This is a genomic window from Allobosea sp. P5_A5 (genome assembly GCF_056400625.1).
In genome coordinates this window covers 41,956-68,435 of record NZ_JBFUKY010000006.1, presented here as the reverse complement: position 1 = coordinate 68,435, position 26,480 = coordinate 41,956, and the positions used below count along the sequence as shown (strand labels likewise).

23 protein-coding genes and 1 pseudogene are annotated in these 26,480 nt (G+C 65.8%); 20 read left to right on the top strand and 4 right to left on the bottom strand.

Translation table 11 applies throughout. The features are described from left to right. Window positions 1-119 precede the first annotated feature (119 nt). The 7 genes from AC1DR6_RS13560 (at window position 120) to AC1DR6_RS13530 (ending at window position 7,490) form a co-directional block, all read left to right on the top strand. Window positions 120-2,006, top strand: coding sequence for a TRAP transporter large permease (locus tag AC1DR6_RS13560; protein WP_476829766.1), 1,887 nt, complete (start codon window positions 120-122; stop codon window positions 2,004-2,006). 231 nt (window positions 2,007-2,237) lie between these two features. Beyond that, window positions 2,238-2,981, top strand: coding sequence for a protocatechuate 3,4-dioxygenase subunit beta (gene pcaH / locus AC1DR6_RS13555; protein ID WP_476829765.1), 744 nt, complete (start codon window positions 2,238-2,240; stop codon window positions 2,979-2,981). After that, a complete protein-coding gene (gene pcaG, locus AC1DR6_RS13550; protein ID WP_476829764.1) occupies window positions 2,981-3,607 on the top strand; it encodes a protocatechuate 3,4-dioxygenase subunit alpha in 627 nt (208 codons plus the stop codon). The genes pcaH and pcaG overlap by 1 nt, the downstream gene beginning before the upstream one ends. 48 nt (window positions 3,608-3,655) lie before the next feature. Continuing rightward, a complete protein-coding gene (gene pcaF, locus AC1DR6_RS13545) occupies window positions 3,656-4,864 on the top strand; it encodes a 3-oxoadipyl-CoA thiolase (RefSeq protein WP_476829763.1) in 1,209 nt (402 codons plus the stop codon). A 114-nt stretch (window positions 4,865-4,978) separates the two neighbouring features. Continuing rightward, window positions 4,979-5,689 (top strand): CoA transferase subunit A, encoded by a 711-nt coding sequence (locus AC1DR6_RS13540; RefSeq protein WP_476829762.1) that lies wholly within the window; start codon window positions 4,979-4,981, stop codon window positions 5,687-5,689. Further along, on the top strand, window positions 5,689-6,351 hold the full coding sequence (locus tag AC1DR6_RS13535) for a 3-oxoacid CoA-transferase subunit B (RefSeq protein WP_476829761.1): 663 nt from the start codon (window positions 5,689-5,691) through the stop codon (window positions 6,349-6,351). Before AC1DR6_RS13540 ends, AC1DR6_RS13535 begins: the two co-directional genes overlap by 1 nt. Further along, window positions 6,348-7,490, top strand: coding sequence for a lyase family protein (locus AC1DR6_RS13530; RefSeq protein ID WP_476829760.1), 1,143 nt, complete (start codon window positions 6,348-6,350; stop codon window positions 7,488-7,490). The genes AC1DR6_RS13535 and AC1DR6_RS13530 overlap by 4 nt, the downstream gene beginning before the upstream one ends. 137 nt (window positions 7,491-7,627) lie before the next feature. Here AC1DR6_RS13530 and AC1DR6_RS13525 read toward each other — a convergent pair whose 3' ends face one another. Beyond that, entirely contained in the window at window positions 7,628-8,503 is an 876-nt protein-coding gene (locus AC1DR6_RS13525) for a helix-turn-helix domain-containing protein (RefSeq protein WP_476829759.1), read from the bottom strand. Window positions 8,504-8,628: 125 nt separating this feature from the next. Between AC1DR6_RS13525 and pobA the strand changes: the two genes are divergently transcribed. The 6 genes from pobA to AC1DR6_RS13495 all read left to right on the top strand — a co-directional run bounded on the left by pobA (window position 8,629) and on the right by AC1DR6_RS13495 (window position 14,602). Further along, window positions 8,629-9,801, top strand: a complete 1,173-nt coding sequence (gene pobA / locus AC1DR6_RS13520; RefSeq protein WP_476829758.1) for a 4-hydroxybenzoate 3-monooxygenase — start codon at window positions 8,629-8,631, stop codon at window positions 9,799-9,801. A 118-nt stretch (window positions 9,802-9,919) separates the two neighbouring features. Continuing rightward, window positions 9,920-11,116 carry an ABC transporter substrate-binding protein gene (locus AC1DR6_RS13515; protein WP_476829757.1) on the top strand — a complete coding sequence of 399 codons (1,197 nt, stop codon included), beginning with the start codon at window positions 9,920-9,922 and terminating at the stop codon, window positions 11,114-11,116. Window positions 11,117-11,285: 169 nt separating this feature from the next. Next, on the top strand, window positions 11,286-12,152 hold the full coding sequence (locus tag AC1DR6_RS13510) for a branched-chain amino acid ABC transporter permease (RefSeq protein WP_476829756.1): 867 nt from the start codon (window positions 11,286-11,288) through the stop codon (window positions 12,150-12,152). Continuing rightward, window positions 12,146-13,144, top strand: coding sequence for a branched-chain amino acid ABC transporter permease (locus AC1DR6_RS13505; RefSeq protein ID WP_476829966.1), 999 nt, complete (start codon window positions 12,146-12,148; stop codon window positions 13,142-13,144). The genes AC1DR6_RS13510 and AC1DR6_RS13505 overlap by 7 nt, the downstream gene beginning before the upstream one ends. Then, window positions 13,141-13,899 (top strand): ABC transporter ATP-binding protein, encoded by a 759-nt coding sequence (locus AC1DR6_RS13500; protein WP_476829755.1) that lies wholly within the window; start codon window positions 13,141-13,143, stop codon window positions 13,897-13,899. Before AC1DR6_RS13505 ends, AC1DR6_RS13500 begins: the two co-directional genes overlap by 4 nt. Beyond that, on the top strand, window positions 13,886-14,602 hold the full coding sequence (locus AC1DR6_RS13495) for an ABC transporter ATP-binding protein (RefSeq protein ID WP_476829754.1): 717 nt from the start codon (window positions 13,886-13,888) through the stop codon (window positions 14,600-14,602). The genes AC1DR6_RS13500 and AC1DR6_RS13495 overlap by 14 nt, the downstream gene beginning before the upstream one ends. Before the next feature lie 115 nt (window positions 14,603-14,717). On the opposite strand, the gene ggt is transcribed toward AC1DR6_RS13495, so the two are convergent. Next, window positions 14,718-16,394, bottom strand: a complete 1,677-nt coding sequence (gene ggt, locus AC1DR6_RS13490) for a gamma-glutamyltransferase (RefSeq protein WP_476829753.1) — start codon at window positions 16,392-16,394, stop codon at window positions 14,718-14,720. A gap of 283 nt (window positions 16,395-16,677) precedes the next feature. Between ggt and AC1DR6_RS13485 the strand changes: the two genes are divergently transcribed. After that, complete coding sequence (locus AC1DR6_RS13485) at window positions 16,678-18,444, top strand: ABC transporter ATP-binding protein/permease (RefSeq protein WP_476829752.1); 1,767 nt, start codon at window positions 16,678-16,680, stop codon at window positions 18,442-18,444. 24 nt (window positions 18,445-18,468) lie between these two features. Here AC1DR6_RS13485 and AC1DR6_RS13480 read toward each other — a convergent pair whose 3' ends face one another. Further along, entirely contained in the window at window positions 18,469-19,344 is an 876-nt protein-coding gene (locus AC1DR6_RS13480; protein WP_476829751.1) for a LysR substrate-binding domain-containing protein, read from the bottom strand. Beyond that, on the bottom strand, window positions 19,341-20,219 hold the full coding sequence (locus AC1DR6_RS13475) for a LysR family transcriptional regulator (protein ID WP_476829750.1): 879 nt from the start codon (window positions 20,217-20,219) through the stop codon (window positions 19,341-19,343). The genes AC1DR6_RS13480 and AC1DR6_RS13475 overlap by 4 nt, the downstream gene beginning before the upstream one ends. Window positions 20,220-20,332: 113 nt before the next feature. Here AC1DR6_RS13475 and AC1DR6_RS13470 point away from each other — a divergent pair, with 113 nt between their 5' ends. From AC1DR6_RS13470 to AC1DR6_RS13445, 6 genes and pseudogenes are all read left to right on the top strand, one after another. Continuing rightward, window positions 20,333-21,859 carry an ABC transporter substrate-binding protein gene (locus tag AC1DR6_RS13470; protein ID WP_476829749.1) on the top strand — a complete coding sequence of 509 codons (1,527 nt, stop codon included), beginning with the start codon at window positions 20,333-20,335 and terminating at the stop codon, window positions 21,857-21,859. 37 nt (window positions 21,860-21,896) lie between these two features. Next, window positions 21,897-22,832 carry an ABC transporter permease gene (locus AC1DR6_RS13465; protein WP_476829748.1) on the top strand — a complete coding sequence of 312 codons (936 nt, stop codon included), beginning with the start codon at window positions 21,897-21,899 and terminating at the stop codon, window positions 22,830-22,832. A gap of 4 nt (window positions 22,833-22,836) precedes the next feature. Further along, complete coding sequence (locus AC1DR6_RS13460; protein ID WP_476829747.1) at window positions 22,837-23,649, top strand: ABC transporter permease; 813 nt, start codon at window positions 22,837-22,839, stop codon at window positions 23,647-23,649. Between the two features lie 35 nt (window positions 23,650-23,684). Continuing rightward, window positions 23,685-24,602, top strand: coding sequence for a serine hydrolase (locus AC1DR6_RS13455; RefSeq protein ID WP_476829746.1), 918 nt, complete (start codon window positions 23,685-23,687; stop codon window positions 24,600-24,602). Window positions 24,603-24,945: 343 nt separating this feature from the next. Continuing rightward, on the top strand, window positions 24,946-25,968 hold the full coding sequence (gene dctP / locus AC1DR6_RS13450; RefSeq protein WP_476829965.1) for a TRAP transporter substrate-binding protein DctP: 1,023 nt from the start codon (window positions 24,946-24,948) through the stop codon (window positions 25,966-25,968). Then, a pseudogene (locus AC1DR6_RS13445) lies at window positions 25,856-26,476 on the top strand (TRAP transporter small permease); the annotation flags it as partial. The gene dctP and the pseudogene AC1DR6_RS13445, both read left to right, overlap by 113 nt. Window positions 26,477-26,480: the final 4 nt, after the last annotated feature.

Here is a 26,480-nt window from a genome sequence, read left to right as displayed (position 1 = left end):
AGCCGGCGTCAGCAAGTTGTGGAGCATGAAGCGCGCGCCCCACCCTGGGCATCGCCGGGCTGGCTTGCGAGGCCCGGGCCAGCCTATAAGGCTGCAAAACGATAACCGGGAAACGTCTGATGGAACTTCACGGCGCGAGCCTGAGCGCACCGCTTGCTCCTCCGACCACGGCGGCGGGACGCGTTGCTGCGACGATCGAGCGCGTGCTGGCTCGGCTGGTGGAAGCTGTCGCGGCCGTGCTTGTCCTGGCTGAGATCGTGATCCTGGGCGCCGGCGTGATGGCGCGCTATGTCTTCCACACGCCGCTGATCTGGTCGGACGAGCTGGCCTCGATCCTGTTCCTGTGGCTCTCGATGCTGGGCGCAGTGCTGGCGTTGCAGCGCGGCGAGCATATGCGGATGACCGGGCTGATCTCGCGCGTGCCGGAGCATCTGCGTCCGCTTCTCGAGGCGCTGGCGCTGACAGCCTCGATCGCCTTCCTGCTGATGATCATCCCCCATGCCGTGGACTATGCCGAGGAGGAGAATTTCATCGTCACGCCGGCTCTGGGCATTTCGAATGCCTGGCGTGCCGGGGCCATACCGCTGGGCATGGTGCTGATGCTGGCGGCCGGGTGTTTCCGGCTCGCGCGGTTTCGCGACTGGCGGCCGGTGCTGCTCGCCGCCGCGATCACGGCCGCGCTGGTTGCGCTGTTCTGGATCGCGGGGCCAGCGCTGAAGCCGCTCGGCAAGCTCAACCTGATCGTTTTCTTCGTCGGCGTGGTCGCGCTCAACGTCTTCTCCGGCGTGCCGATCGCCTTTTCTTTCGCACTTGCCACCTTCGGCTATCTCGCCTGCACCACGTCGACCCCGATGCTGGTGATGGTCGGCCGGCTCGACGAGGGCATGAGCCACATCATCCTGCTCGCCGTGCCGCTGTTCATCTTCCTGGGCGCGCTGATCGAGATGACCGGCATGGCCCGCGCCATGATCCAGTTCCTCGCCTCGCTGCTCGGCCATGTCCGGGGCGGGCTCTCCTATGTGCTGATCGGCGCGATGTATCTGGTGTCGGGCATCTCCGGCTCGAAGATCGCCGACATGGCCGCGATCGCCCCCGTGCTCTTCCCGGAAATGCAGAAGCGCGGCGCCAAGCCCGGCGACCTTGTCGCCCTGCTCTCGGCCACCGGCGCGCAAACCGAGACGATCCCGCCCTCGATCGTGCTGATCACCATCGGCTCGGTCACCGGTGTCTCGATCGCCGCTCTGTTTACTGGTGGCATGCTGCCGGCGCTCGTGCTTGGCGTCGCGCTCTGCTTCGTCGTCCGGTGGCGCTACCGGGACGAGGACCTCAGCCATATCCTGCGCGAAAACAAGCGCGTGATCGCAAGGCTGGCGCTGATCGCCCTGCCCGCTATCGCGCTGCCCTTCGTCATCCGCGCCGCGGTCGTGGAAGGCGTCGCGACCGCCACCGAAGTCTCGACCATCGGCATCGCCTACGCTGTGCTGGCGGGCCTGCTGCTCTACCGCCAGTTCGACTGGCGCCGGCTGCCGCGCATGCTGATCGAAACGGCGTCGCTCACCGGTGCGATCATCTTCATCATCGGCACTGCCACCGCCATGGCCTGGGGGCTGACGCAATCGGGCTTCTCGCGCGACCTTGCCTCGGCGATGGCAGCGGTTCCGGGCGGGACATGGGGCTTCCTGGGCATCTCGATCGTCGCCTTCATCGTGCTCGGATCGGTGCTGGAGGGCATTCCGGCCATGGTGCTGTTCGGCCCGCTCGTCTTCCCGATCGCGCGGGCCGTGGGCATCCATGAGGTGCACTACGCGATGGTGGTGATCTTTGCGATGGGCATCGGGCTCTTCGCGCCGCCCTTCGGCGTCGGCTATTACGGTGCCTGCGCCATCTCCAAGGTCAACCCGGACGAGGGTATGAAATACATCTGGGGCTATATGGCCGCGCTGGTCGTCGGCCTGCTTGTGGTCGCGGCCGTGCCGTGGATCTCGACCGGCTTCCTGCATCAATAACGCTGCGGTTATGCACGACAGGATTATTCTCATTTAACATAAGCGTTTCGACAGGCGATACTGCGCGAGATCGGCCGGGGCGAGCCTCGCGGAATTCATGCCGGCGCGGCCAAACGCGCTCTGGCGCGACGCGTCTGCATGTGATGTCCTTGCCACTATTACGAACCGGGCCGTGTGCGCCATCCAACGGCGAGCACGAAGCAACCGGCACGAGACCGAGGAGGCGCCGCGATGCGCAACGAGAATTCGAGCCATCAGGGCGGTTCGTTCTACCAGCGCGACCGCAGCTGGCACCCTCCCGCTTTCACGCCGGACTACAAGACTTCGGTGCTGCGCTCGCCGAAATATGCGCTGCTCTCGCTCGGCAATACCGTCTCGGAGATGACCGGGCCGGTCTTCGGCCACGACATGCTGGGCGCGCTCGATAACGATTTGATCCTCAACTACGCGCAGGGCGGCGAGCCGATCGGCCCGCGCATCATCGTGCATGGGCAGGTGCTGGACGAGGATGCGAGGCCGGTGCGCGGCGCCCTGCTCGAATTCTGGCAGGCCAATGCCGGCGGGCGCTATCGCCACAAAAAGGAGAGCTATCTCGCCGCGCTCGACCCGAATTTCGGCGGTTGCGGACGCACCATCACCGATGATGAAGGCCGCTACTGGTTCCGCACCATCAAGCCCGGCCCCTATCCCTGGCCCAACGGCGTCAATGACTGGCGCCCGGCGCATATCCATTTCTCGGTCTTCGGCCACGCCTTTGCGCAGCGCCTGATCACGCAGATGTATTTCGAGGGCGACCCGATGATCTGGCAGTGCCCGATCGTACAGGGCATCCCCAGCCGCGAGGCGGTGGAGCAGCTCGTCGCGGCTCTGGACCGCGAGAACACGCTGCCGATGGACACCATGGCCTACAAATTCGATATCGTGCTGCGCGGCCGGCGCTCGACGCTGTTCGAAAACCGGATGGAGGGCAATTGATGGTCCAGTCCTTGCGCCGCCTCAAGGAAAGCCCGTCGCAGACGGCCGGCCCCTATATCCATATCGGCGCCACGCCGAACTTCGCCGATATCGGCGGCGTCTTCCCGCATGATCTCGGCTCTCAGCCGCTTGCCGCCGAGGTCAAGGGCGAGCGCGTCATCGTCACCGGCCGCGTCTTCGACGGCACGGGCACGCCGATCAAGGATGCACTGATCGAGATCTGGCAGGCGGATGCGGACGGGCTTTATCCCGGCCAGGGCGAAAAGCGCGGGCAGGCCGATCCGCATTTCCCCGGCTGGTTCCGCCAGCCGGTCGACGGGGCGACCGGCGTCTATCGCTTCGAGACGATCAAGCCCGGCGTCGCGCCCTATTTCGACGGCCGGCCGATGGCGCCGCACATCACGTTCTGGATCGTGGCGCGCGGCATCAATATCGGCCTGCACACGCGGCTTTATTTCGGCGACGAGGACGAGGCCAATGTGGCCGACCCGATCCTCGGGCGCATCGAGCATCGCATCCGCGTGCAGACCCTGATCGCGGAGCGCAGCGAGGAGGACGGCCAGTCCGTCTACACCTTCGACATTCGCCTGCAGGGCGAAGGCGAGACGGTGTTCTTCGACATCTGAGGGCGGCCCCGCGCCGCCTCCCCCTGCTGCCGACCAAGAGTGACGTTCATGAGCGAAGCCTATATCTGCGCGTATCTGCGCACCCCGATCGGCCGGTTCGGCGGGTCTCTGTCCTCGGTGCGGGCCGACGATCTCGGCGCGGTGCCGCTGAAGGCGCTGATGGAGCGCTATCCCAAAGTCGATTTTGGCGCGGTGGACGACGTCATCTTCGGCTGCGCGAACCAGGCCGGCGAGGACAATCGCAACGTCGCGCGGATGTCGCTGCTGCTGGCCGGCTTGCCGAAGAAGGTGCCGGGCACCACGATGAACCGGCTCTGCGGCTCCGGCATGGACGCAGTCATCGCGGCCGCCCGCGCGATCAAGGCCGGCGAGGCCGAACTGATGATCGCCGGCGGCGTCGAGAGCATGTCGCGCGCGCCCTTCGTGATGCCCAAGGCCGAAAGCGCCTTCTCGCGCCATGCCGAGATCCACGACACCACCATCGGCTGGCGCTTCGTCAACCCGCTGATGAAGACGCAATACGGCGTCGACTCGATGCCGGAGACCGGCGAGAACGTCGCCGCCGATTGTAACATCAGCCGCGCCGACCAGGACGCCTTCGCCGTCCGTTCCCAGCAGAAGGCGGTCGCGGCGCAAGGCAATGGCCGGCTCGCCAAGGAGATCGTGCCGGTCTCGATCCCGCAGCGGAAGGGCGATCCTGTGCTTGTCGAGATCGACGAGCATCCGCGTGGCGACACCACCATCGAAAAGCTCGCCAAGCTGCCGACACCCTTCAAGAAAGAAGGCGGTACCGTCACTGCCGGCAATGCCTCGGGCGTCAATGACGGCGCGGCCGCGCTGATCGTCGCCTCGGAGAAGGCCATCGCTCGATACGGGCTGACGCCGCTTGCGCGCGTTCTGGGTGGCGCGACCGGCGGCGTGGCGCCGCGCGTGATGGGGCTCGGCCCGATACCGGCGACCCGCAAGCTCTGTGCGCGGCTGGGTCTCACGCCGGCCGATTTCGACATCGTCGAGCTGAACGAGGCCTTTGCCTCGCAGGGCATCGCCGTGCTGCGCGACCTCGGCATCGCGGAGGACGCCGATTTCGTGAACCCCAATGGCGGCGCGATCGCACTCGGCCATCCGCTCGGCATGTCCGGCGCCCGCATCGCCGGAACGGCGGCGCTGGAGCTGTCGCTGACGGGCAAGAAGCGCGCGCTCGCCACGATGTGCATCGGCGTTGGCCAAGGCATCGCGATCGCACTGGAACGGGTCTGAGAAGAGTTATTCTTTCATTTGGCATCGGCTGCTCCCGAAAACCGCACTCCACTTTTCGGGCCGATGCCCTAGACTGCCGCCATCGGTGCAGTCCACGACACTGACGAGGGACGGATGACAAAGAAGATCTATGACGGGCCGAAGGCCGCGCTGGACGGGCTGCTGTTCGATGGCATGACGATCATGTCTGGCGGCTTCGGCCTTTCCGGCAATCCCGAAAGCCTGATCCCGGAGATCCGCGATTCCGGGATCAAGGACATCACCGTGATCTCGAACAATGCCGGCGCCGACGGTTTCGGCCTGTGGATGCTGCTGCAGACGCGCCAGATCAAGAAGATGATCGCCTCTTATGTGGGCGAGAACAAATTGTTCGAGCAGCAATATCTCGCCGGCGAACTGGAGCTGGAGCTGAACCCGCAGGGCACGCTGGCCGAACGCATCCGCGCCGGCGGGGCGGGCATCCCGGCGTTCTATACCAAGACCGGTGTCGGCACCGTCGTCGCAGAGGGCAAGCCGGTCGAGGAATTCGACGGGCAGCTTTATGTCCGCGAGACCTGGCTCAAGGCCGATCTCGCCATCGTCAAGGCCTGGAAGGCCGACACCGCCGGCAACCTCGTCTATCGAAAGACCGCGCGGAACTTCAATCCGACCATGGCGACCGCCGGCAAGATCACCGTGGCCGAGGTCGAGGAGATCGTCGAGGTCGGCTCGCTCGACCCCGAGGCGATCCACACGCCCGGCATCTATGTCGACCGCGTCATCAAGAGCACGATCAACGAAAAGCGCATCGAGAAGCTGACCGAGCGCAAGAGGGAGGCAGCCTGATGGCCTGGACCCGCGAGGAGGTCGCCGCGCGCGCGGCCAAGGAGCTGAAGGACGGCTTCTACGTCAATCTCGGCATCGGCATCCCGACGCTGGTGGCGAACTACATTCCCGACGGCGTCGACGTGACCTTGCAGTCGGAGAACGGCCTGCTCGGCATCGGCCCCTTCCCCTATGAAGGCGAGGCCGACCCGGACCTGATCAATGCAGGCAAGCAGACCATCACCCTCCTGCCAAGCTCGAGCTTCTTTTCCTCCGCCGATTCCTTCGCGATGATCCGCGGCGGGCATATCGACCTGACCATCCTCGGCGCCATGGAAGTGGCGGCGAACGGCGACATCGCCAACTGGACCATCCCCGGCAAGATGGTGAAGGGCATGGGCGGCGCGATGGACCTCGTCGCTGGCGTGAAGAAGGTCATCGTGGTGATGGACCATGCCAACAAGGCCGGCGAATCCAAGGTGCTGGAGCGCTGCTCCCTGCCGCTGACCGGCGCCGGCGTCGTCGACATGATCATCACGGACCTCTGCGTGCTGGCCTGCGACAAGGCCAATGGCGGCGGCCTGACCCTGATCGAGCTGGCGCCCGGCGTGACGCTGGATGAGGTCAAGTCGAAGACCGGCGCGCCCTTCACGGTCGCTCCCGCGCTGGCCAAAGCCGCGTGAGCCATTGGCTCAGGAGCCGGCCGGCATCGACCGATGCGATGCTGGCCGTTTTCGACGACGCCGCAGTTCTGCGCCATGCGCTCGCCTTCGAGGCGGCGCTGGCGCAGGCGGAAGCTGCGGAAGAACTGATCGGCGCAGAGGCAGCCGAGGCGATTGCCGCGCTATGCGAAACGATCGCCATCGACCCTGCCGAACTTGCCAATGAAGCTGCGCTGGCCGGCACGCTGGCGATCCCGTTGGTGGCGCGCTTGCGCAGCGGATTGCCGGAGGCGGCGGCGAAAGCGCTCCACAAAGGCGCGACGAGCCAGGATCTGGCCGATGTCGTGCTGATGCGGCAGGTTCGGGCCGGCCACGCGCTGCTGACAGCCGATCTCGGCCGCACCACCCGCGCCTTGGCTACGCTGGCGAAAATTCATGCGGCGACGCCGGCGATCGGCCGCACGCTCCTGCAGGATGCCCTGCCGATCGGTTTCGGTCTGCGTATCGCGCAGTGGCAGGCTGGTATCGCGGCGGCGGCAGCCCGATTGGCGCGCGAGGTCGAAGCCGGCTCCGTGCTCCAGTTCGGCGGCGCGGCCGGCACGCGAGCCGGCCTCTCGGGCAAGGCTGACGCCGTTGCATCACGGGCCGCTCTATCGCTTGATCTCCCCAATGCCCCGCCCTGGCACGGCCGCCGTGAAGGCATCGCCGGCATCGCCAGCGCGCTCGCCATCGTCATCGGCGCGCTCGGCAAGATGGCGCGTGATGTCTCCCTGCTCGCGCAGAACGGCATCGGCGAGGCGCGCGAGCCCGCCGTGCCTGGCCGGGGCGGATCCTCCGCCATGGCGCATAAGCGCAACCCCACCGCCTGCCAGATCACGCTCTCGGCCGGATTGCGGGCGCCCGGCCTTGTCGCCGGCATCCTCGCGGGTTTGCCGGCCGAGCAGGAACGGGGGCTTGGCGGCTGGCAGGCCGAAGGACCGGCGTTGGCGGAGCTTTTCCTGATCGCCGCCGGTGCGGCTGAGGCCATGGCAGGCGTCGCGGAAGGCCTTGAGATCGATGAGGCCGCGATCGCGCGCAATCTGGAGCAGGCCGGGATGGGCAGCGATATCGGCGAGAGCGAGGCATTGGTGGCAGCGCTTCTGCGCGGCGCTGGTCGCTGACAAGGTCGTTTCCTTCGTCATTGCGAGGAGCGAAGCGACGAAGCAATCCAGGGAGACTGGGCTGAAGGGTTGCACCCGGCTCCCCCTGGATTGCTTCGCTACGCTCGCAATGACAGCCTGAGTCCGCGCGGCGCGCCTTAAGCCTTCGCGCGATACTCCGACGGCGAGAGCCCGGCCCGCTTGCTGAAGAAGCGCGAGAAATAAGCTGGATCGGAAAAGCCCAGCCGGAACGAAATCTGCGCGACCGAGCTCGCGGTGTAGACGAGGTCGCGCCTTGCCTCGATCATCAACCGGTCCTGAATGACGCGCGCGGCGGAGAGGCCGAGCAACTCGCGGCAGCTACGTGAGAGATGCGGCACCGAGACGCCGAGATCGCGCGCATAACCGTCGAGATTGTCGTGAGCGAGGAAACACCGCTCGACACGCTCGACGAAGCGGCGCACCAGCCGCGCCCGAGGATCGAGCGCCGCCTCAGCGCTCGATCGCCCACCGCGCAAGGCGCGTGAGAACCAGCAGGCGATCAGATCGGCATAGGCGCCCAGCGCGAATTGGCGGTTGGGCCGGTTTGCCGCGAATTCGACCATGGCAAGGTCCATCAGGATGCGCAGCGCGCCCTCGTCATGATCCCCCTCCCCAAACGGCAAGACCGCAGGCTTGGACAAGAGGGAGCAGGCCTCCGGCTCGGCGTCGAACAACCGTCGCAAAGCCGGCTCGGCGACGCTGGCGACGAAGCCTTCGGTGCCGGTGATGAAATGGAATTCATGGATGGTCGCGGCCGGCAGCAGCAAAGCCGACCCTGGAGCCAGGATGTGATCGCGCCCGTCGATCCGGGTCCGTCCGCCCCCTCCGAGCACAAGAAAGAACTGCACCAGCTGATGATGGAAATGCGGTTGGATCGTCCAGCCGTGCAGCGCGCTGCGGGCAACGATCGGTTCGATGTGCAAGGCATCCGGAAAGCGGCCCCCGAGGTGCTCGCCATAAAGCCAATAGGCCGGAGCAGCGGTGCCGGGCATGCGCGATTCCTGATCGATTTGTCCAAGACACAGCGCGAATCCTCCATTCCGTCAAGGCGGCGACGGCGGCTAGGTTGGCTTAAGCACAGGTCGGCAAAGACCGGCGATTGCAGGAGGAAGCCAGCATGCGCACGCAGGTCGCCATCATCGGCGCTGGCCCAGCCGGCCTGCTGCTCGGGCAGCTTTTGTCCCGTGCCGGGATCGATAACGTCATCATCGAGCGACGCGGTGTCGATTACGTGCTCTCGCGCATCCGTGCCGGCGTGCTCGAACAGGGCATGGTCGGCCTGCTCCACGAAGCGGGCGTAGCGGACAGGCTTGAGCGCGAAGGGCTCGTCCATGACGGCGTCTCGCTGGCCTTCGACGGATCGCTTCATCGGATCGATCTGAAGACGCTCACCGGCGGCAAGACCGTGACCGTCTACGGCCAAACCGAGGTGACGCAGGACCTGGTCGAAGCGAGGCAGGCGCTGGGCCGGCCGACGATCTACGAGGCCGAGGATGTCGCGCTGCATGACATCGACACGGATCATCCACGAGTCACGTTCACAGCAGGCGGCGAGGCGCGCGAGCTGCATTGCGACGTCATCGCCGGCTGCGACGGCTATCACGGCGTCTCGCGCCGCTCGATCCCGGAAAGCGCGCTGACGAGCTTCGAGCGCGTCTATCCCTTCGGCTGGCTCGGCCTGCTGGTCGACAGGCCGCCGGCGGCGCACGAGCTGGTCTACGGGCATCACGAGCGCGGCTTCGCGCTGTGCTCGATGCGCTCGTCCGAGCGCAGCCGCTATTATATCCAGGTGCCGCAGGGCGAGCGCGTCGAAGCCTGGTCGGACGAGGCCTTCTTTGCCGAATTGCGCTGGCGTTTGCCGGCCGAGGTCGCCGATGCGGTGATTGAAGGGCCTTCGATCGAGAAGAGCATCGCGCCGCTGCGCTCCTTCGTCGCCGAGCCGATGCGCTTCGGTCGGTTGTTCCTGGCAGGCGACGCCGCCCATATCGTGCCGCCGACCGGGGCGAAGGGCCTGAACCTCGCCGCTGGCGATATCCGTTATCTCTATGACGCGCTGCGCGAATTTTTCCTCGAGAGGTCGCAGGCCGGGCTCGACGGCTATTCGGCGCGCGCCTTGTCACGCGTCTGGAAGGCGGAGCGCTTCTCATGGTGGATGACCGGGCTGCTCCACCTGTTTCCGGAGCGCAACGCCTTCGAGCACAGGATGCAGCAAGCGGAGCTGGACTATCTCGTCGGCTCGCGAGCCGCCAGCGCCGCCATGGCGGAGAATTATGTCGGCTTGCCCTATTAAGAGGTAGAAGGCATGCCGAGGCGGCGATTACGAGCTGCCAGACGATTTGACGAATGCGGGATGCCGGAGCCAACCGGCACCTTTTGCGGGACGCCACAGTTTTCGGGAGGACAGGATCATGATCAACAGACGCCGTTTCGGTACATTCTTGCAGGCGGGAGCGCTCGCGCTCGCGGCTTCGTTCAGCTTCGCCCATGCGGCTTCCGCAGACACCGTCAAGGTCGGCATCATCGGGCCCTTCTCGGGCCCCTTCGCGCTGCAGGGCAAGAATTTCCAGGCCGGCGTCGAAGCGTGGCTGGCGCAGAACGGCAAATCGGTCGGCGGCCATGAGATCGAGGTGATCTATCGCGATTTGCCGACCGCCAATCCGCAACAGTCGCGCGCGTTGGCACAGGAGCTGATCGTCAAGGACAAGGTGCAGTATCTCGGCGGGGTCTATTTCACGCCGGATGCGATGGCGATCACGCCCTTGCTGAAGCAGGGCAACGTGCCGCTGGTGATCTTCAACGCCGCGACCTCGGCGATCATGACCTCCTCGCCGCTGGTGGTGCGGACCTCCTTCACCACCGCGCAGACCACGACCCCGCTGGGCCAGGCGGCGGCCGATCGCGGCATCAAGAAGTTCGTCTCGGCGGTGACCGATTACGGCCCCGGCATCGACGCGGAAACCGCGTTCAAGAAGGCGGCGGAGGCCGCAGGCGGGCAGGTGGTCGAAACCATCCGCATGCCGCTCAACACGACCGAATTCAGCCCGATCATGCAGCGCATCCGCGATGCTGGCGCACAGGGCGTCTTCGCCTTCCTGCCCTCCGGGCCGCCGACGCTCGGCTTCGTCAAGTCCTTCAACGACACCGGGCTGAAGCAGGCCGGCGTGAAGCTGTTCGCCACCGGCGACCTGACGCAGGAATCGGATCTGCCGGCGCTGGGCGATGCGGCGGCCGGCATGATCACCGGGTTCCACTACGCCATCTCGCATGATTCCGAAGCGAACCGGACTTTCGTCGCCGCGGGTGAAAAGGCGATCGGCGGTCCCGGCCAGCTCTCCTTCCCCGCGGTCGGCGCCTATGACGGCATGTATGTCATCGCCAAGATGATCGCCGCGACCAACGGCAAGCAGGATGCCGAGAAGGCTGTCGAGGCCGTCAAGGGTCTCGCCTGGGAAAGCCCGCGCGGGCCGGTCAAGATCGACCCCGAAACCCGACACATCACGCAGACGATCTATCTGCGCGAGGTCGCGAAAGACGCCAAGGGCAACTGGATCAACAAGGAGATCCAGAGCTTCCCGGAGCAGAAAGACCCCGGGCTGGCGAAGTAAAGCGCCTTTGTCGGGGCGGAACACGGCGTCATTCTCGGGCTCGACCCGAGAATCTCCGACCGCAGGAGGCTCCGGAACCTTCCATGTCATAAGATGCTCGGGTCAAGCCCGAGCATGACGGCCTCCTCTTTGCCCGACCGCATTCAAACCCGACGAGGCCCGCCCCCGCATGCAGACCGCGCTGAGCATCGCCCTGGACGCGCTGGCCTATGGCATGGCGCTGTTCATCATCTGCATCGGCCTGTCGCTAACGATGGGGCTGATGCGGGTGGTGAACCTCGCCCACGGCGCCTTCGCGATGATCGGGGGCTACATTGCCTCTTACGCCGCGCGCGATCTCGGTCTGGGCTACGCGCTCGGCATCGCGCTCGCCGTCGCCGGCACGGTGCTGATTGCGATCCCGCTGGAGCGGCTACTGTTCCGGCGTATCTATGATCGCAGCGAACTCCCGCAGGTGCTGATGACGATCGGCATCACCTTCTGCGTCATCGGCATCACCAACTACCTGTTCGGACCGACGCTGAAGACGATCCCTCTCCCGGCGGAGCTGGCACGGCCGATCGATCTCGGCTTTCGCAGCATCGCTGGGCACCGGCTCTTCGTGATCTCGAGCGGGCTTGTCGTCGCCACGGGGCTGTGGATCCTGATCGAGCGCACCGGCTTTGGCATCCGCCTGCGCGCGGCGGTCGAGAACGCGCCGATGGCGCGCGCGCTCGGCGTGCGCACGGAGCTGATCTATGCGGCGAGCTTCGCGCTCGCGGTCGGGCTCGCGGCCTTCGGCGGCGTGGCTGGAGCCGAGTTCCTGCCGATCGAGCCCTATTACGCGCTGCGCTACATGGTGACGTTTCTTGTCGTCGTTTCGGTCGGCGGTGCCGGCTCGATCCTGGGCGCGCTCGCAGCCTGCCTGCTGCTGGGCGCCATCGACATCACCGCGCGCTACCTGATGCCGGAATTCGGCAATTTCTTCTTCTACCTCGCGGTGATCCTGGTGGTCTGTCTCTTCCCGCGCGGCTTGCTGGGACGGGCGCAATCGTGACGCAGCTCCCCCTCGGACACAGCCTCAGCGCGAAGCCGGCCCTGACCCGCGACCTCGCCGGAATGGCCCTGATCGCGCTGGCGGGCGGCATCGGTTACTGGCTTTTCCCCGACAACCTTTCCTTCCTGACCCGCGTGATCTCGGTCTCGCTGCTTGTGCTCTCGCTCGACCTCATCGTCGGCTATTGCGGCATCGCCTCGCTCGGCCAGGCCGCGCTTTACGGCGCGGGCGCCTATGCCGCCGGCATCGCCTGCCTCAATGGCGTGACCGAGCCCTTCCTGCTGATCCTGATCGGGGCTGCGGCTGGCGCCTTCACCGGCGTGGTGATGGGCGCCGTGATGCTGCGGGCGCACGGCTTGCCCCAGCTCGTGCTGTCGATCGCCATCGTCCAGCTGCTGCACGAGGCCGCCAACAAGCTCGCCGGGCTCACCGGGGGCAGCGACGGGCTTTCCGGGATGCTGCCGGCGCCGCTGTTCGGCCTGTTCGAGTTCGATCTCTGGGGCCGCGCGGCCTATCTTTTCGGGCTCGGGCTGCTGATCGGCGTCTTCGCGCTGCTGCGCCTGCTGGTGCGCTCGCCCTTCGGCATGGTCTGCCGGGGGCTGAAGGAAGACCCGCTGCGGATCAGCGCGCTCGGCATCCGGGCATTCCCGGTGCTGCTGCGGATGTTCGCGATTTCGGGTGCCGTCGCCGGCATAGGCGGAGCGCTCGGCGCAATTTCGACGCAGGTGGTCGGGCTGGACAGCGTCAGCTTCGAGCTTTCCGCGAATGCGCTCGTCATGCTGGTGCTCGGGGGGCTCGGAAACCTCTACGGCGCGCTGATCGGCGCGGTGGTCTTCATGTCGATCGAGCACGTCATCTCCGCGATCAACCCGTTCCACTGGATGACGCTGGTCGGCGCGATCCTGATCGCGATCGTGCTGTTCGCCCCGCGCGGGCTGTCCGGCACGCTGGACGAGGCCGCGCGATGGCTGCGGCGGGAGGGCCGGCGATGAGCGCGGTCTTCGCCGTCGAGCATCTGTCGAAGTCCTTCGGCGGGCTCAAGGTCAACCACGACATTTCGCTTTCGATGACCGCCGGCGAGCGGCTGGCGCTGATCGGGCCCAACGGCGCCGGCAAGACGACCTTCGTCAATCTCGTGACGGGGCGCATCCCGCCGAGCAGCGGCACGGTCCATCTCGGGGCGGAGGACATCACGAAGGTTTCGGCGGTCGGCCGGGTCCGCCGGGGGCTGGTGCGGACCTTCCAGGTGACGCGCCTGTTCTCCGAGATGACGCCGGACGAGCATGTCGTGATGGCCATCCTGCAGCGAGAGGGCCGGGCGACGCGTATCCTGGCGCGGTTCCGGGGCAGCCGCGCAATCAGCGAAGAGGCAGCCGATATCCTCGCCACGCTCGGGTTGACGGATGTGGCGCGGCGCAAGGTCGCCGAGATCGCCTATGGCCAGCAGCGGCTGCTGGAAATCGCCATCGCGATGGCGCAGCGACCCAAAGTGCTGTTGCTCGACGAGCCGGCGGCCGGTGTTCCCTCCGGCGACACCCCGCTGATCGAACGCGCGCTGGAACGTCTGCCAGCCGAACTCGCCGTGCTGATGATCGAGCACGACATGGATCTCGTCTTCCGCTTCGCCAAACGCGTCGTCGTGCTGGCGGCGGGCGAGGTGATCTTCCAGGGCTTGCCCGGCGAGGTCGCCCAGGACGCTCATGTGCGCGAAGCCTATCTCGGGAGCTATGCCCATGCCGGCAGCTGAGCTTTCCGTTCGCAACCTGAGCGCCGGCTATGGCCGCACCCATGTGCTAGAGGACGTTTCGCTTTCGGTGCCGGCCGGCGGGCGGCTCTCCATCCTCGGCCGCAACGGCATGGGCAAGACCACGCTGATGGCGTCGCTGATGGGGCTGACGCGACGCTATGAGGGCAGCATCGCCGTCGGCGGCCGGGATGTGACCGCGCTCGGCACGCAGGCGCGCGCGCAGGCCGGGCTCGGGCTGGTGCCGCAGACGCGCGAGATCTTCAAGGGCTTGAGCGTCGAAGAGAACCTGTTCGTCGGCCTGAAGGAGCGGCCCCGCAGCGCCATCGAAGAGGCCTACGCGCTTTTCCCTCGCCTCGCCGAGCGCCGCCGCAATCTCGGCTCGCAACTGTCCGGCGGCGAACAGCAGATGCTGGCGACAGCGCGCACCATCCTCGGCCAGCCCTCTGTCCTTATGCTCGATGAACCGCTGGAGGGCCTGGCCCCGGTGATCTGCGACATGCTGATGGAGGCATTCACGCAGCTTGCGGCCAGCGGCGCCATGACGATCCTGTTCGTCGAGCAGCGGCTGGAGAGCGCGCTTGCCTTCGCCGAGGAGGTCATCATCCTCGAACGCGGCCGCATTGTCTGGTCGGGGACGTCGACGAGCTTGCGAGCGCAAGGCGAGGTGCTGGAGCGATATGTCGGGGTCGGCGGGCTGCATTGAGCCGGTTCGTCATTGCGAGGAGCGCAGCGACGAAGCAATCTAGGAGACTGGGTGACGGGCCTACCCGGTCCCCTGGATTGCTTCGCTGCGCTCGCAATGACGGGTGAGATGACGTTCAAATACTGAACCGCGCTCCGACCCGCGCCAGCCCGCCTGAAATCGCGACCGGTGTGCCGTCCGCTCGCCAGCAGGCGGCGCCGGTCAGCGTCCCGTCTTCCTCGAAGGCGATCGCATTCATGCCGCCGGCGATACGAGGCGAGCGCACGATCCTGTGACCGCGCGCGGCAAGCTCCTGCGCCACAGCTTCGGGAATGGCCTCTTCCAGCTCGAGCGCGCCGCCCTCCGTCCAGATCCGCGGAGCCTCGACCGCCTCCTGCAGGCTCATGCGGTGGTCGATCAGGTTGACGATCGCCTGCAAGGCCGAGGGGAAGATGCGCAGCGCGCCTGGCAAGCCGAGTGCGAAGGCGAGCTTGCCGTCGCGCAGCACCATCATCGGCGCCATCGACGTGAACACGCGCTTGCCCGGCGCGATCGAAAGCGCGCGACCGGGGTGCGGGTCGAAATTGAACATGTAGTTGTTGGCGATCATGCCGGTGCCGGGGATCTGCACGCAGGCGCCGAACAGGCCGTTGATCGTCTGCGTCGCGCTGACGACGTTGCCTTCGGAATCAGCCACCGTGACATGGGTGGTGTCGGCGGATTCCCCGCCCGCCAGCCCGGCGGTCCAGCTCTTCGCCGCGCCCATCTCGATCAGCGCCCGGCGCTCCGCCGCATAGGCCTTGTCGATCAGCCGGTCGACCGGAACCTTGACGAAGGCCGGGTCTGCCGTCGCCACGGCCCGGTCCGCGAAGGCGATCTTCAGCGCCTCGGCCAGCAGATGCACCGCATCGGGCGAACCGAAACCGAGCGCCCCGATATCGTAGCCTTCCAGAATGTTCAGCATCTGCGCGATATGGACCCCCGCGGACGAGGGCGGCGGCGGGCCGACAATCTCGTAACCGCGATAATGGCCCCGGATCGGCTCGCGCGTCTCGGTTCGATAGGCGGCCAGATCGGCCCGGCCGATCAAACCATCATGAGAGGACATATAGCCGGCTAATTCATCGCCGAGCGCACCGCCATAGAGCGCTTGCGGCCCTTCCTCGGCGATGAGACGCAGGCTCCGGGCATAGTCCCCCTGCACCAGCCTGGCGCCCGGCCCCAGCGGAGTGCCATCCGGCAGCAGCATGGTCGCAAGACCCGGATCGCGGACGAGATCGGCGGCGTTGTCGGCGATGCAATTGGAGAGATAAGGCGTCACGATGAAACCGCGTGCCGCGAGCGCGATCGCGGGTTGCAGCACATCCGCAAGCGACATCGTGCCGAAGCGCTCCAGCGCCTCGCACCAGCCCTTGAGTGCGCCGGGAACCGCGACGGCCTTGGCGCCGACGACGTTTTCGCGGTCGCGCGTGTCGCGCTGCCGGCCGATCTCGTCCGAAAGGCAGTCATACATCTCGGGCATTGCGCGGCCCGGCGCCGTCGAGAGGTTGTCGATGATGCGATGGCTGCCGTCCGAAAGACGGATATGGCTGAGACCGCCGCCGAGAACGCCGACCATCATCGGTTCGACCACCGTCAGGGCGAAAAGCGCCGCGACCGCCGCATCGATCGCATTGCCGCCAGCCAGCAGCATCTGGCTCCCGGCGGCCGAGGCCAGCGGATGGTTGGTCACCACCATGCCGCGCGACCCGGTCGCGGGCTGCTTCTCGCAAAGGAACGGGGCGGCGCGGGCGGCGGGAGGCAGGATCGTCATGCCTTGCAATTGACCCGGCGCGGACTGTCGCGTCCAGCCCTGCTCCAGGGCACCCACGATACGCCGGTCGCATGACGCCGAAAAATCCGACCGCTCGCGATCACGCGGGAGAAGGCGGCACTCGCGGAATGCGCGACGACGTTACGGAACCTGCTCCAGCCAAGCGGGTTGTATCGCAGCCTCGGCAGGTTGCGTATTCCGGCGCGCGAATGAGGCGGGGGTTTGATTATTCATGCAGCGCGCCACTGCGCCGTCGAGCCGCTCCCGATTCCGGGAGTTTTTTGTGCTTGCCCTTCGCTTCTGGTCCGGGGAAACGCGTTTGCGGGCCTGGACGCTGACGGCCGCCGTCCTCGTCTTCGTCGCGGCCCAGACAGCTGCGGCCGTCGGCATGAACACCTGGAACCGCTGGTTTTTCGACGCCCTCGACAAGCGCGACAGCGCTGCGGTCTGGGCGACCGTCGGCTACCTGCCCTTCCTGGCGGCCGCGTCGGCGCTTTCGGTTTCGGCACTGGTGGTCAGCCGCATGCTGCTGCAGGTGCGCTGGCGCGAGCATCTGACCCATCTGCTCGCCGGCTGGTGGATTGCCGATCAGCGCTACTACCGCCTCGGATTCCTGAGCAAGATCAAATCCGCGCCGGAGTACCGTATCGCGGAAGACGTGCGTCTTGCGATCGAGCCGCTGGTCGAGATGGCGATCGGGTTGATCAGCGCCTTCGTCACCGCCGCGACCTTCGCCGCCGTGCTGTGGCAGGTCGCGGGCTCGGCCCAGCTGAGCATCGGCGGCACGACCATCGTCATTCCCTTCTATATGGCGCTGGCGGCAGTGGTCTATGCGGCGGTCGCCTCGTTCGGCGCCTATGCCGCCGGCCACCCGCTGGTGCGGCGTGTCGGCCATAAAAACGAGATGGAGGCGCAGTTTCGCGCCGAGATGACGCGGCTGCGCGAGAACGCCGAAAGCATCGCCCTGATCCGCGGCGATGCCGACGAGCTCGCCACGGTCGGCAAGAGCTACGGACGCGTGGTGCGCTCGTGGCTGCGGATCGTCCGGCAGCAGGGTCTGATCGCGCTGGTGCTCAACACCAACGGCGCCCTGTTTCCAGTGGTGCCGCTGCTGCTGATCACGCCGAAATATCTCTCGGGGGACGTGACGCTCGGTGCCGTGATGCAGGTCGTCGCCGCGTTCAGCGCCGTGCAGGCGGCGCTGATCTGGTTCGTCGATAATTTCGTGCGGCTGGCGGAATGGTTCGCGTCGGTCACCCGCGTCGACGAACTCGTCGAGGAGCTTCAGGGGCTCGATGTCGGCACGGTGATGGAGGGCGAGACCCATATCACGCTGGCGGAAGGCGACGACGACAGCATCCACATCGACAACCTGTCGGTCGCCCACACCAATGGTCGCATCGTGATCGCCGATGCGACGGTCGAGATCGCGCAGGGCGAGAAAGTCCTGATCGGCGGAGAAAGCGGCTCGGGCAAAAGCACCTTGATCCGCGCGCTGGCCGGCCTGTGGCCCTGGGGCGCGGGTTCCATCACCGTTCCCAAGGGCCGCAGCATCGCTTTCCTCCCGCAGCGGCCCTACATGCCTAAGGGCACGCTGCGAAGCGTCCTGCTGTATCCGGCCACCGAGGAGAAGGTGGAGGACGAGACGATCCGCGCGGCACTGGAGCGCTGCGGTTTGCATCACCTTTCGATCCGGCTCGGCGCCACCGATGATTGGGACCGCATCCTGTCGGGGGGCGAGCGTCAGCGCATCGCGTTCGCGCGTCTCCTCATCCAGAAACCCGCCATCATCGTGATGGACGAGGCGACTTCCGCACTGGACGAGGACAGCCAGAACGCCTTGCTCAAGATGTTCGAGGACGAGCTGGCTTACGCCACCATCATCAGCGTGGGCCACCGGCCGGGCCTCGAGGATTTTCACGACCGCAAGATCATGCTCGAGCGTCGCCCGGCCGGCGCGCATCTCACCTCCCGCCGGATCGGCAAATCGCTCTGGCGGCTGTTCAAGACGCGCAGCGCGGCCAACGAGGACGCGCAGCCGCGACCGTGAATGCAGAGGTGGCTGCGTTCGCGATCAGGGCTCGCGCACGATCTCGATGAAGCGGGCGGCCAAGCGCGACAGCGGCCGGCTGCGCATCGTCATCAGGCAAATCGTCGTGGGAATCTGCGGCTTCAGGGAAAGCTGTGCCAGCCCATCGAAACGCTGCGCTTGTGTCAGCAGGCTGTCGATCAGCGTCACATCACCAGGCTCCGTCAGAAGATGCGCGGCTGAAATGCTGTATGGAACGGTCATGAACGGGGCATATTCGAGCCCCTCTCTCTCATGGCACTGGGCAATGAGCCAGCCGAGCGGCGACTTTTCGCGGTCGAAACAGATCATGCGCCGGGTTTTCAGATCATGCAGGCTGACGACGCGCCGCTTCGCCAGCGGATCGTCCCCTCGCACCAGCGCGATGATCTCGCCGCCGGCCAGAGGCGTCAGCGTAATGTCGTCGGTCACGCGCGGAGAGAACATCAGACCGATATCGGCTGTCCCCAAGGAGAGTTCCGCAGGTGCATCGCCCATGATCAGCTCAACCCGCGCCTGCGGGTATTCGGCTGTCAGGCGCCGCAGCGCCCGGGCAATGAGGCCGTGGCCGATGCTCGGCGTCGACGCGATGCGCAGCGGCGTTTCCTGCCCGGCGCGCAACCGCGTCGCCGCAGCGCGTAACTCGCGCCATTCCTGATCGACCGAGTCGAACGCGGCCATCAGGGCGCTGGCCTCGGGCCGGAGCAGCAGCCGCCCCTCCCTGCGGTCGAACACGGGGACGCCAAGGCTGGCTTCGCTGCGCGCGATGATCTTGCTGATGGCCGACTGCGTCAGATGAAGCCGATGCGCTGCTTCGACAGTCGTGCCGAACCGATGAACTGCGCGGAGGACCGCGGCATGGGCGGGCGTAAATGCCTTCATGACCCGGATAGTGCCTGCAATTCCGCCAAGAGCGACCGGGCTGCGCGATCGAGAGGCGAGTGCCGACGATGATGAGCATAAGCCGTCACCAGGGGGCTTTGCGCCAGCGGCAGGGCGGCGAGGCCTTCGACCAGATTGCTGCTGATCACGAACCCGTCGACGAGGGCGATGCCGACGCCTTCGCGGGCAAGATGGCAGGCCGTATCGGTGTGACGAACGGTGATGGCGACCCACTCGGACAACCCGGCGTTCGTCAATGCCTCCTGGAAGCTGTCGGAGGCGCTGACGCCATCCGGTCCATAGCTGATCAGGCGCTCGCCCTTGATGTCGTCCCTGACGAGTTCCGACCGCCCGGCGAGTGGATGATCGCGCGACAATACGCAGACCAGAGGGCTCCTCCCCAGCGCGACATCCTCGATGTCGTCTGCGCGCATCGGCCCGTAGGAAATGCCGAGATCGGCCTCGCCCGTGGCGAGATGTTCCCGCACATGGTCGAACATGATTTCCACCGCCGCCGATTCATCGAGCGTTCGACGCGTTTGGGTGATGGCTGGCGGAAGAATGCTGTGGGCCAGGCCGGGAACGGTCGCCACGCGCAGTCGATTGGCCATGCCGACCCGGATCATGTCCGCTTCATGACGGGCCCGCCTCAACGCGCCAAAGAGCGGCTGAGCCTGTCGGACGAGCGACTGAGCCTCCGGGGTCGGCACCAGGCGGCCCTGGATGGTCGTGGCGAGGCTGAGATTGAGATCGCCCTCGGCTTGGCGCAACGCCTTGATCACCGCCGATTGGCTGATGCCGAGACCTTGCGCCGCCTCACCTGTTCCACCGAGCCGTACGAAGGCATCGATGGCTTGCAACGCGCCCAGCCTCATCACTATTCCAAATGGTCGAGGAACCCGCCTAATGTTTCATTGGAAGGACTAGAGACCCTCATGGAAGGATGCAAGCTGTCGCCCAGGCGCGGCCAATGAATCAGGGGATCGGTATGACCAAGCTTCGCTCGTTGATGTCGGCTGGCGTGCTTGCGCTCGCCATTGCTGCTCCTGCGCTGGTCACTGCGCCCTCTGCGGCTTTCGCCAAAGGCGTTCTCAGGCTGGCGCAGACGCAGGATCTCGTCTCGCTCGACCCGATCGCGACCAGCGACAACGCCTCGATCTATGCGCAGCTGCTGATCTTCGACACGTTGTTGCGGCCCAGCAAGGACGCCAAGAAGCTTGAGCCCGGCCTCGCCGAGAGCTGGACCGTCAGCCCGGACGGCATGACCTATTCTTTCAAGCTGCGAGCTGCGAAGTTTTCGGACGGAACGCCGGTAACGGCCGCCGACGTTGCCTTTTCACTGAAAAGGGCCGGCAGCGACGCTTCGAGCTGGAAGCGCTTCTTCTCCGGTATCGACAGCATCGAGACGCCGGACGACCGCACCGTCGTGCTCAAGCTCAAGAAGGTCTTCACGCCGCTGCTCAACAACCTCGCGCTGTTCTCTTCGGCCATCCTGCCGCAAAAGGCCTTCGAGGCGGCGGGCGACAAGTTCTTCGACAAGCCTATCGGCAGCGGCCCCTTTACCGTTTCGGCCTGGAACAAGGGACAGGGCCTGTCGCTCAAGAAGAACACGAATTACTGGCAGGCCGGCAAGCCCGACCTGGACGGCGCCGAGCTGATGGTCATCCCCGAGGGCAACAGCCGCGTGCTGAAGCTGCAGGCCGGTGAGGTCGATGCCGCGATCGACATTCCGCTGAACCAGCTTCAGGGTCTCGGTCGGGACGGCAAGATCAAGACGGCGGTCGCCAACGTCTTCCGCACCGACTTCGTCATCATGAATACGCGCAAGAAGCCGTTTGACGACCAGCGCGTGCGGCAGGCGCTGAACTACGCGATCGACAAGGACGGACTGGTCAAGGCGCTGCTTTATGGCACCGGCAAAGTCTCGAACTCGCCGATGCCGCCGATGGCTTATGCCGATGCGGGCCTGAAGCCCTACCCGCACGATCTCGCCAAGGCCAAGGCGCTGCTGGCGGAAGCCGGCTACAAGGACGGCTTCAAGACCTCGCTGCTGGTCGATTCCAGCAAGCCGCTGCACCGGCAGCTCGGCCAGGCGCTCCAGGCGGCGCTGAAGCAGGTCGGCGTCACCGCCGAGATCCGCCTTGTCGAGGGGGGGACGCATTGGACGACGACCAAGGCCGGCGATTACGAGATGGCCGTCGCCTACGCGACCAGCGACACGATCGACCCCGACCAGCTCGCCGGCTTCCTGATCGTCAATCCCGAGCGTGCCAACGCCTACCATACCGAGTGGAAGAGCGAGCGCGTCAACGAGCTCTACGAGAAGGAGCGCGCCACTGCAGACGGGCCGGAGCGCGGCAAGATGTTCCAGGAGATGATCAAGATCGCGCATGACGGCGCGCCCTCGGTCTTCCTGTTCTATCCGGGCACGCCCTATGCCTTCCGCAGCAATGTCGAGGGCTTCGAGGTGCTTCCGACCTCGAACTTCCGCCTCGAAGACGTCAAGCTGAAGTGAGGACAGGGCGCTCCGGCGCCCCTCCTCCGCTCCCGCCATGCTGATTTACATCCTCAAGCGCCTCGCGCAGCTGGTGCCGGTTCTGTTCGGCATAACGCTGGCCTGCTTCCTCCTGCTGCGCGCCTTGCCGGGCGACCCCGCGACGCTGCTGCTCGGCGCGCGCGGGGGGCCGGAGGAGATCGCGCTGATGAAGCAGCGGCTCGGGCTCGATCTGCCGCTGTGGCGGCAATACCTGCTGTTCCTCGCCGATATCGGCTCGGGCACCCTCGGCCGTTCGGTCGTTCATGCACGGCCCGTGATGCAGCTCGTGCTGGAACGGCTGCCGGCGACCTTGTGGCTCGTCGCCTATTCGACCGTGCTCGCCGTGCTGATGACCGTGCCGCTCGCCTTGTGGTCAGCGATGCAGCGCGGCCGGCCGGTCGATCTCGCGATCAAGCTCGCCTTCACCATCGTGATCGCGATGCCGTCTTTCTGGCTCGGGCTGATCTTCGTCATCCTGTTCGCGATCTGGCTGCCGCTGTTCCCGACCTCCGGCTATGGCGACGATCTGCTCTCGCGCCTGCACCACACGACGTTGCCGGCGCTGGTGATCGCGCTTGCCACCGCGTCGCTGACGATCCGCAGCCTGCGCAGTGCGATCCTCGGCGTGCTCGGCTCCGACTATGTCACGACGGCGCGCGCCAAGGGGGCCGGGACCGGGCGCCTGATGGCGGTGCATGTCCTGCCGAACGCGCTGATCTCGTCGATTTCGGTACTGGGCGCCCATACCAGCTGGGTGATCGGCGGCACGGTCGTGATCGAGACCGTCTTCGCGCTGCCCGGATTGGGGGCGCTTTTCGTGGAATCGATCTTCGCCCGCGACTATCCGCTGATCCAGGGGCTCACCATCGTCTTCGCCGTGCTGGTCGTGCTGATCAACCTGGCGACGGACGTGGCCTATGCGCTGGCAGATCCGCGCATCAGGCTGGAGTGAGGCGATGGACCGCATTCGCGCCAATCCGAGCCTCATGGCCGGGCTCATCATGCTCGGCCTGCTCGCCGCGTTCGTCGTTCTCGGCCAGATCTGGACGCCGCAGGACCCGTTCGGGATCGATTACGGCAACACGCTCCAGCCGCCCTCGCTTGCCAACTGGTTCGGCACCGACGATCTCGGCCGCGACGTCGCTTCGCGCGTCCTCGGGGGCGGCTATGTCGACCTCAAGGTCGCGCTGATCTGCGTCGCGGCACCGGCGATCCTCGGCATCGCCATCGGCGCGATCTCGGGCTTCGTCGGCGGGCGCGTCGATACCTGGATCATGCGCATCACCGACATCTTCTGGGCCTTTCCCTTCTATGTCCTCGTCATCGCCATCGTCGGCGTGCTGGGGCCGGGCGAGACCAATCTCTACCTCGCCTTCCTGCTGGTGAACTGGATTTCCTTTGCGCGCATCGTGCGCGGCGAGGTGCTGGTGATCCGCAATCTCGAATTCGTCCAGGCGGCCCGCAGCCTCGGATGCTCGACCCCGCGGATTCTGGTCGCGCATGTGCTCCCCAACGCCGTCAATCCTGCCATCGTCTACGCTATGGCCGACGTTGTCCTGACGATCCTCGCCGTGACCTCGCTGTCCTTCCTCGGCCTCGGCATCCAGCCGCCGACGCCGGAATGGGGGCTGATGATCTCGGATGGGCGCCAGTTCCTGTTCGACGCCTGGTGGATCGCGACCTTCCCGGGCCTCGCGATCATCTACACCGGCGTCACCTTCGCGCTGATCGGCGAAGGCCTCGACACGGCCCTTCGGCCCAAGGGCTGATCTCCTCTTCCCGACCAGCCTTCGACAGGTGCGCCATGAGCTTTTTCGACACGGACGAAAACTTGCAGCGCATCGGCGCATTGCTCACGGCGACCGCGAAAGCCGTTTTCCAAGAACGCGGCGTCCCGGCCGATCAATTCGGCTTCGTTCTCTTGCAGCCGGGCATAGATGGCGGGCGGCCGAAGGGAGCGGCCTTGCGGCCCGAATGGCGCAGTTACCCATGCTCGCTGGTCAAGGTCTTCTTCCTCGTTGCGGCGCAGGCCGCATTGGAGGCGGGGCAACTCGTCGAGCACGATGAACTGGATCGGGCGATGCGCGACATGATCCTCTGGTCTTCGAACTCAGCAACCAACTACGTCATCGACCTGCTGTCGGGGACAACCGGCGATACTTTGCTTTCCGAGACGGAGATGGCCGCGTGGAGCGATCGACGACAGGTCGTCAATCGTTTCTTCGCGCAGCTCGGCTGGCCGGAATTGCGCGGCATCAACCTCGATCAGAAGCTGATGGATGATCTGCGCTATGGCCGGGAAAAGATCGGGCTCGACTCCTCGCCGAGCGGGCACAACGCTCTTACCCCAATTGCCATGGCCAGCGTGATGCACGCGATCTTCCACGGCTCGGTCCTGAGCAAGCCTGGACAGGAGAAGGTCCGGAATTGGCTCGGCCGCGACCTCGCAAGCCCCTTCCTACAACGGGGCGCCTACCAGGTGGCGGGCTATCTGGCTGGCGGCATGCCCATCGGAACGAATATCTGGTCGAAAGCCGGGCGCACACGCTGGCTTGGCGACGAGCGCGCCGATTTTCGGCGTCACGACGCGCTGAGAGCTGTTCTGCCCAATGGGGCCGAGTTCATTCTGACAGTGTTTTCACGAGGCGAGGCCATCACCGAGGATGATGGATTCCTGCCGAAACTTGGAGCCATCGCTGCGGAAGCGATTCTAACCCTTTGATCAGTGCTGCGATCTGCGCTGTTCAGGAGAAGGTGGTGGACCTACTGGGGCGCTTCACGCGCGTCTCCGTCGAACGCTTGCGATCACCCAAGAGACGGCGGCGCTGAAGCGATAGCCAGCGAGCCCCCTCCGCGCCCGGCACAGCCCCTGCCGGGCCCGACATCATTCGAACGCGTAACCTTTGCCCGATCATCCAAACGCTCGTTGCACAGCGGGCTGGGATGCTATGAGCCCAAGATGGCATCGGCGCGAGGTCTATGCTCTATTCATCGAAACGCTTGCATGAGCGAGCCAAATCCAAAAAGGGGCGTAGACCCCAATTTTTACATGGGAGGAAGATATGATGTTCGATCGTCGTCACGTCCTGACGGGCCTTGTTGCCGCCCCCGCCGTCCTGACCTTCAGTCGACCAGGCTCGGCGCAGAGCGCGACGACGCTGAAGATTTCGCATCAGTTTCCGGGGGGTAGTATCGAGCAGGGCGACTTCCGCGACAGGCTCTGCCGCATTCTGGCCCGAGAGGTCGAGAAGCGCACCGCCGGCTCGCTGAAGTTCGAGGTTTACGCCAACTCATCGTTGATGAAGACGAACGCGCAGTTCTCCGCGATGCGTAAGGGCGCGCTCGACATGTCCCTCTACCCGATCGCCTATGCGGGCGGCGAACTTCATGCCTGCAATCTCGGGCTCATGCCGTGCCTTGTGACCAGTTACGAGCAGGGTGCAAAATGGAAGACCTCCGAGGTCGGGAAGGCGCTGACGAAGATCGTCGAAGACAAGGGCATTAAGATCATCTCCTGGATCTGGCAGGCGGGCGGCGTGGCGTCTCGCAAAGGCCCGGTCGGGGGCCCGGAGGACGTCAAGGGTGTCAAAATCCGGGGCGGCAGCCGCGAGATGGATTTGATGTTCACGGCCGCCGGTGCGCAGGTTTCGACCATGCCGTCGAACGAGGTCTATATCGGCATGCAGACCGGGGCGCTCGATTCCGCAGTGACGTCCTCGACCAGCTTGATCTCGTTTCGCCTCGAAGAACTCTCGAAATCCCTGACCGCGGCCCGCAAGGGCTCGTTCTGGTTCATGCTCGAACCCGTGTTGATGTCGAAGGCGATCTTCGACAGCTTGAAACCCGAGCAACAAAAGGCGCTGCTCGACGTCGGTGCCGAGATGGAGGATTGGGGCACCGCCGAGGCGAAGAAGGACGACGAAGAGGTCGCCAAGGTCTACGCCGCCAAGGGCGTGCAGGTCGCCGACCAGACCGATGCGAATCTCGCTGCATGGCGCAAGATCGCAGAAGAGAGCGCCTGGAAGGACTACGCGGCGAAATCGACGGAAGCAGCCGAACTTCTCAAGCTCGCCCGCGCGGTGTCATAAGATGGCGGGCGGCCTGCAGCATGACGCCATCCTCGCCAGCGACACGAGACTACCGACACCGACCGGCATCGCGGCCCTCATCAGCGCCGTCAACGAAAGTTTGTTCAAGCTTTCCGCGGTTGCGCTTCTGGCGGCTGCGCTCGTCCTGACATTCGGGGTCGTTGCCGGCCATATCTACGGCCGGGGTGTCGAGTGGCAGGATGAGGTCACGATCTTTCTGATCGCTGGCGCTGTGTTCCTGTCGGCCGGTGCCGTGCAGCAGCGGCGCGGGCATATCGGCATCGATGTCCTCGACCATATGCTGTCGCCTCGGGCCAACGCGGCCCGGCGCGCGACGATCGACGCGGTGATGCTGTCGTTTTGCCTGTTCTTCGCCTGGAAGGCTGGCGGGCTTCTGCAGGAAGCCATCCAGGAAGGGCAGACCTCCCATTCCGCATGGGGCCCGCCGCTCTGGATTCCGTATACGCTCTTGACTGTCGGCATGACGTTGCTGGCAGTGCAGGTCGCACTTC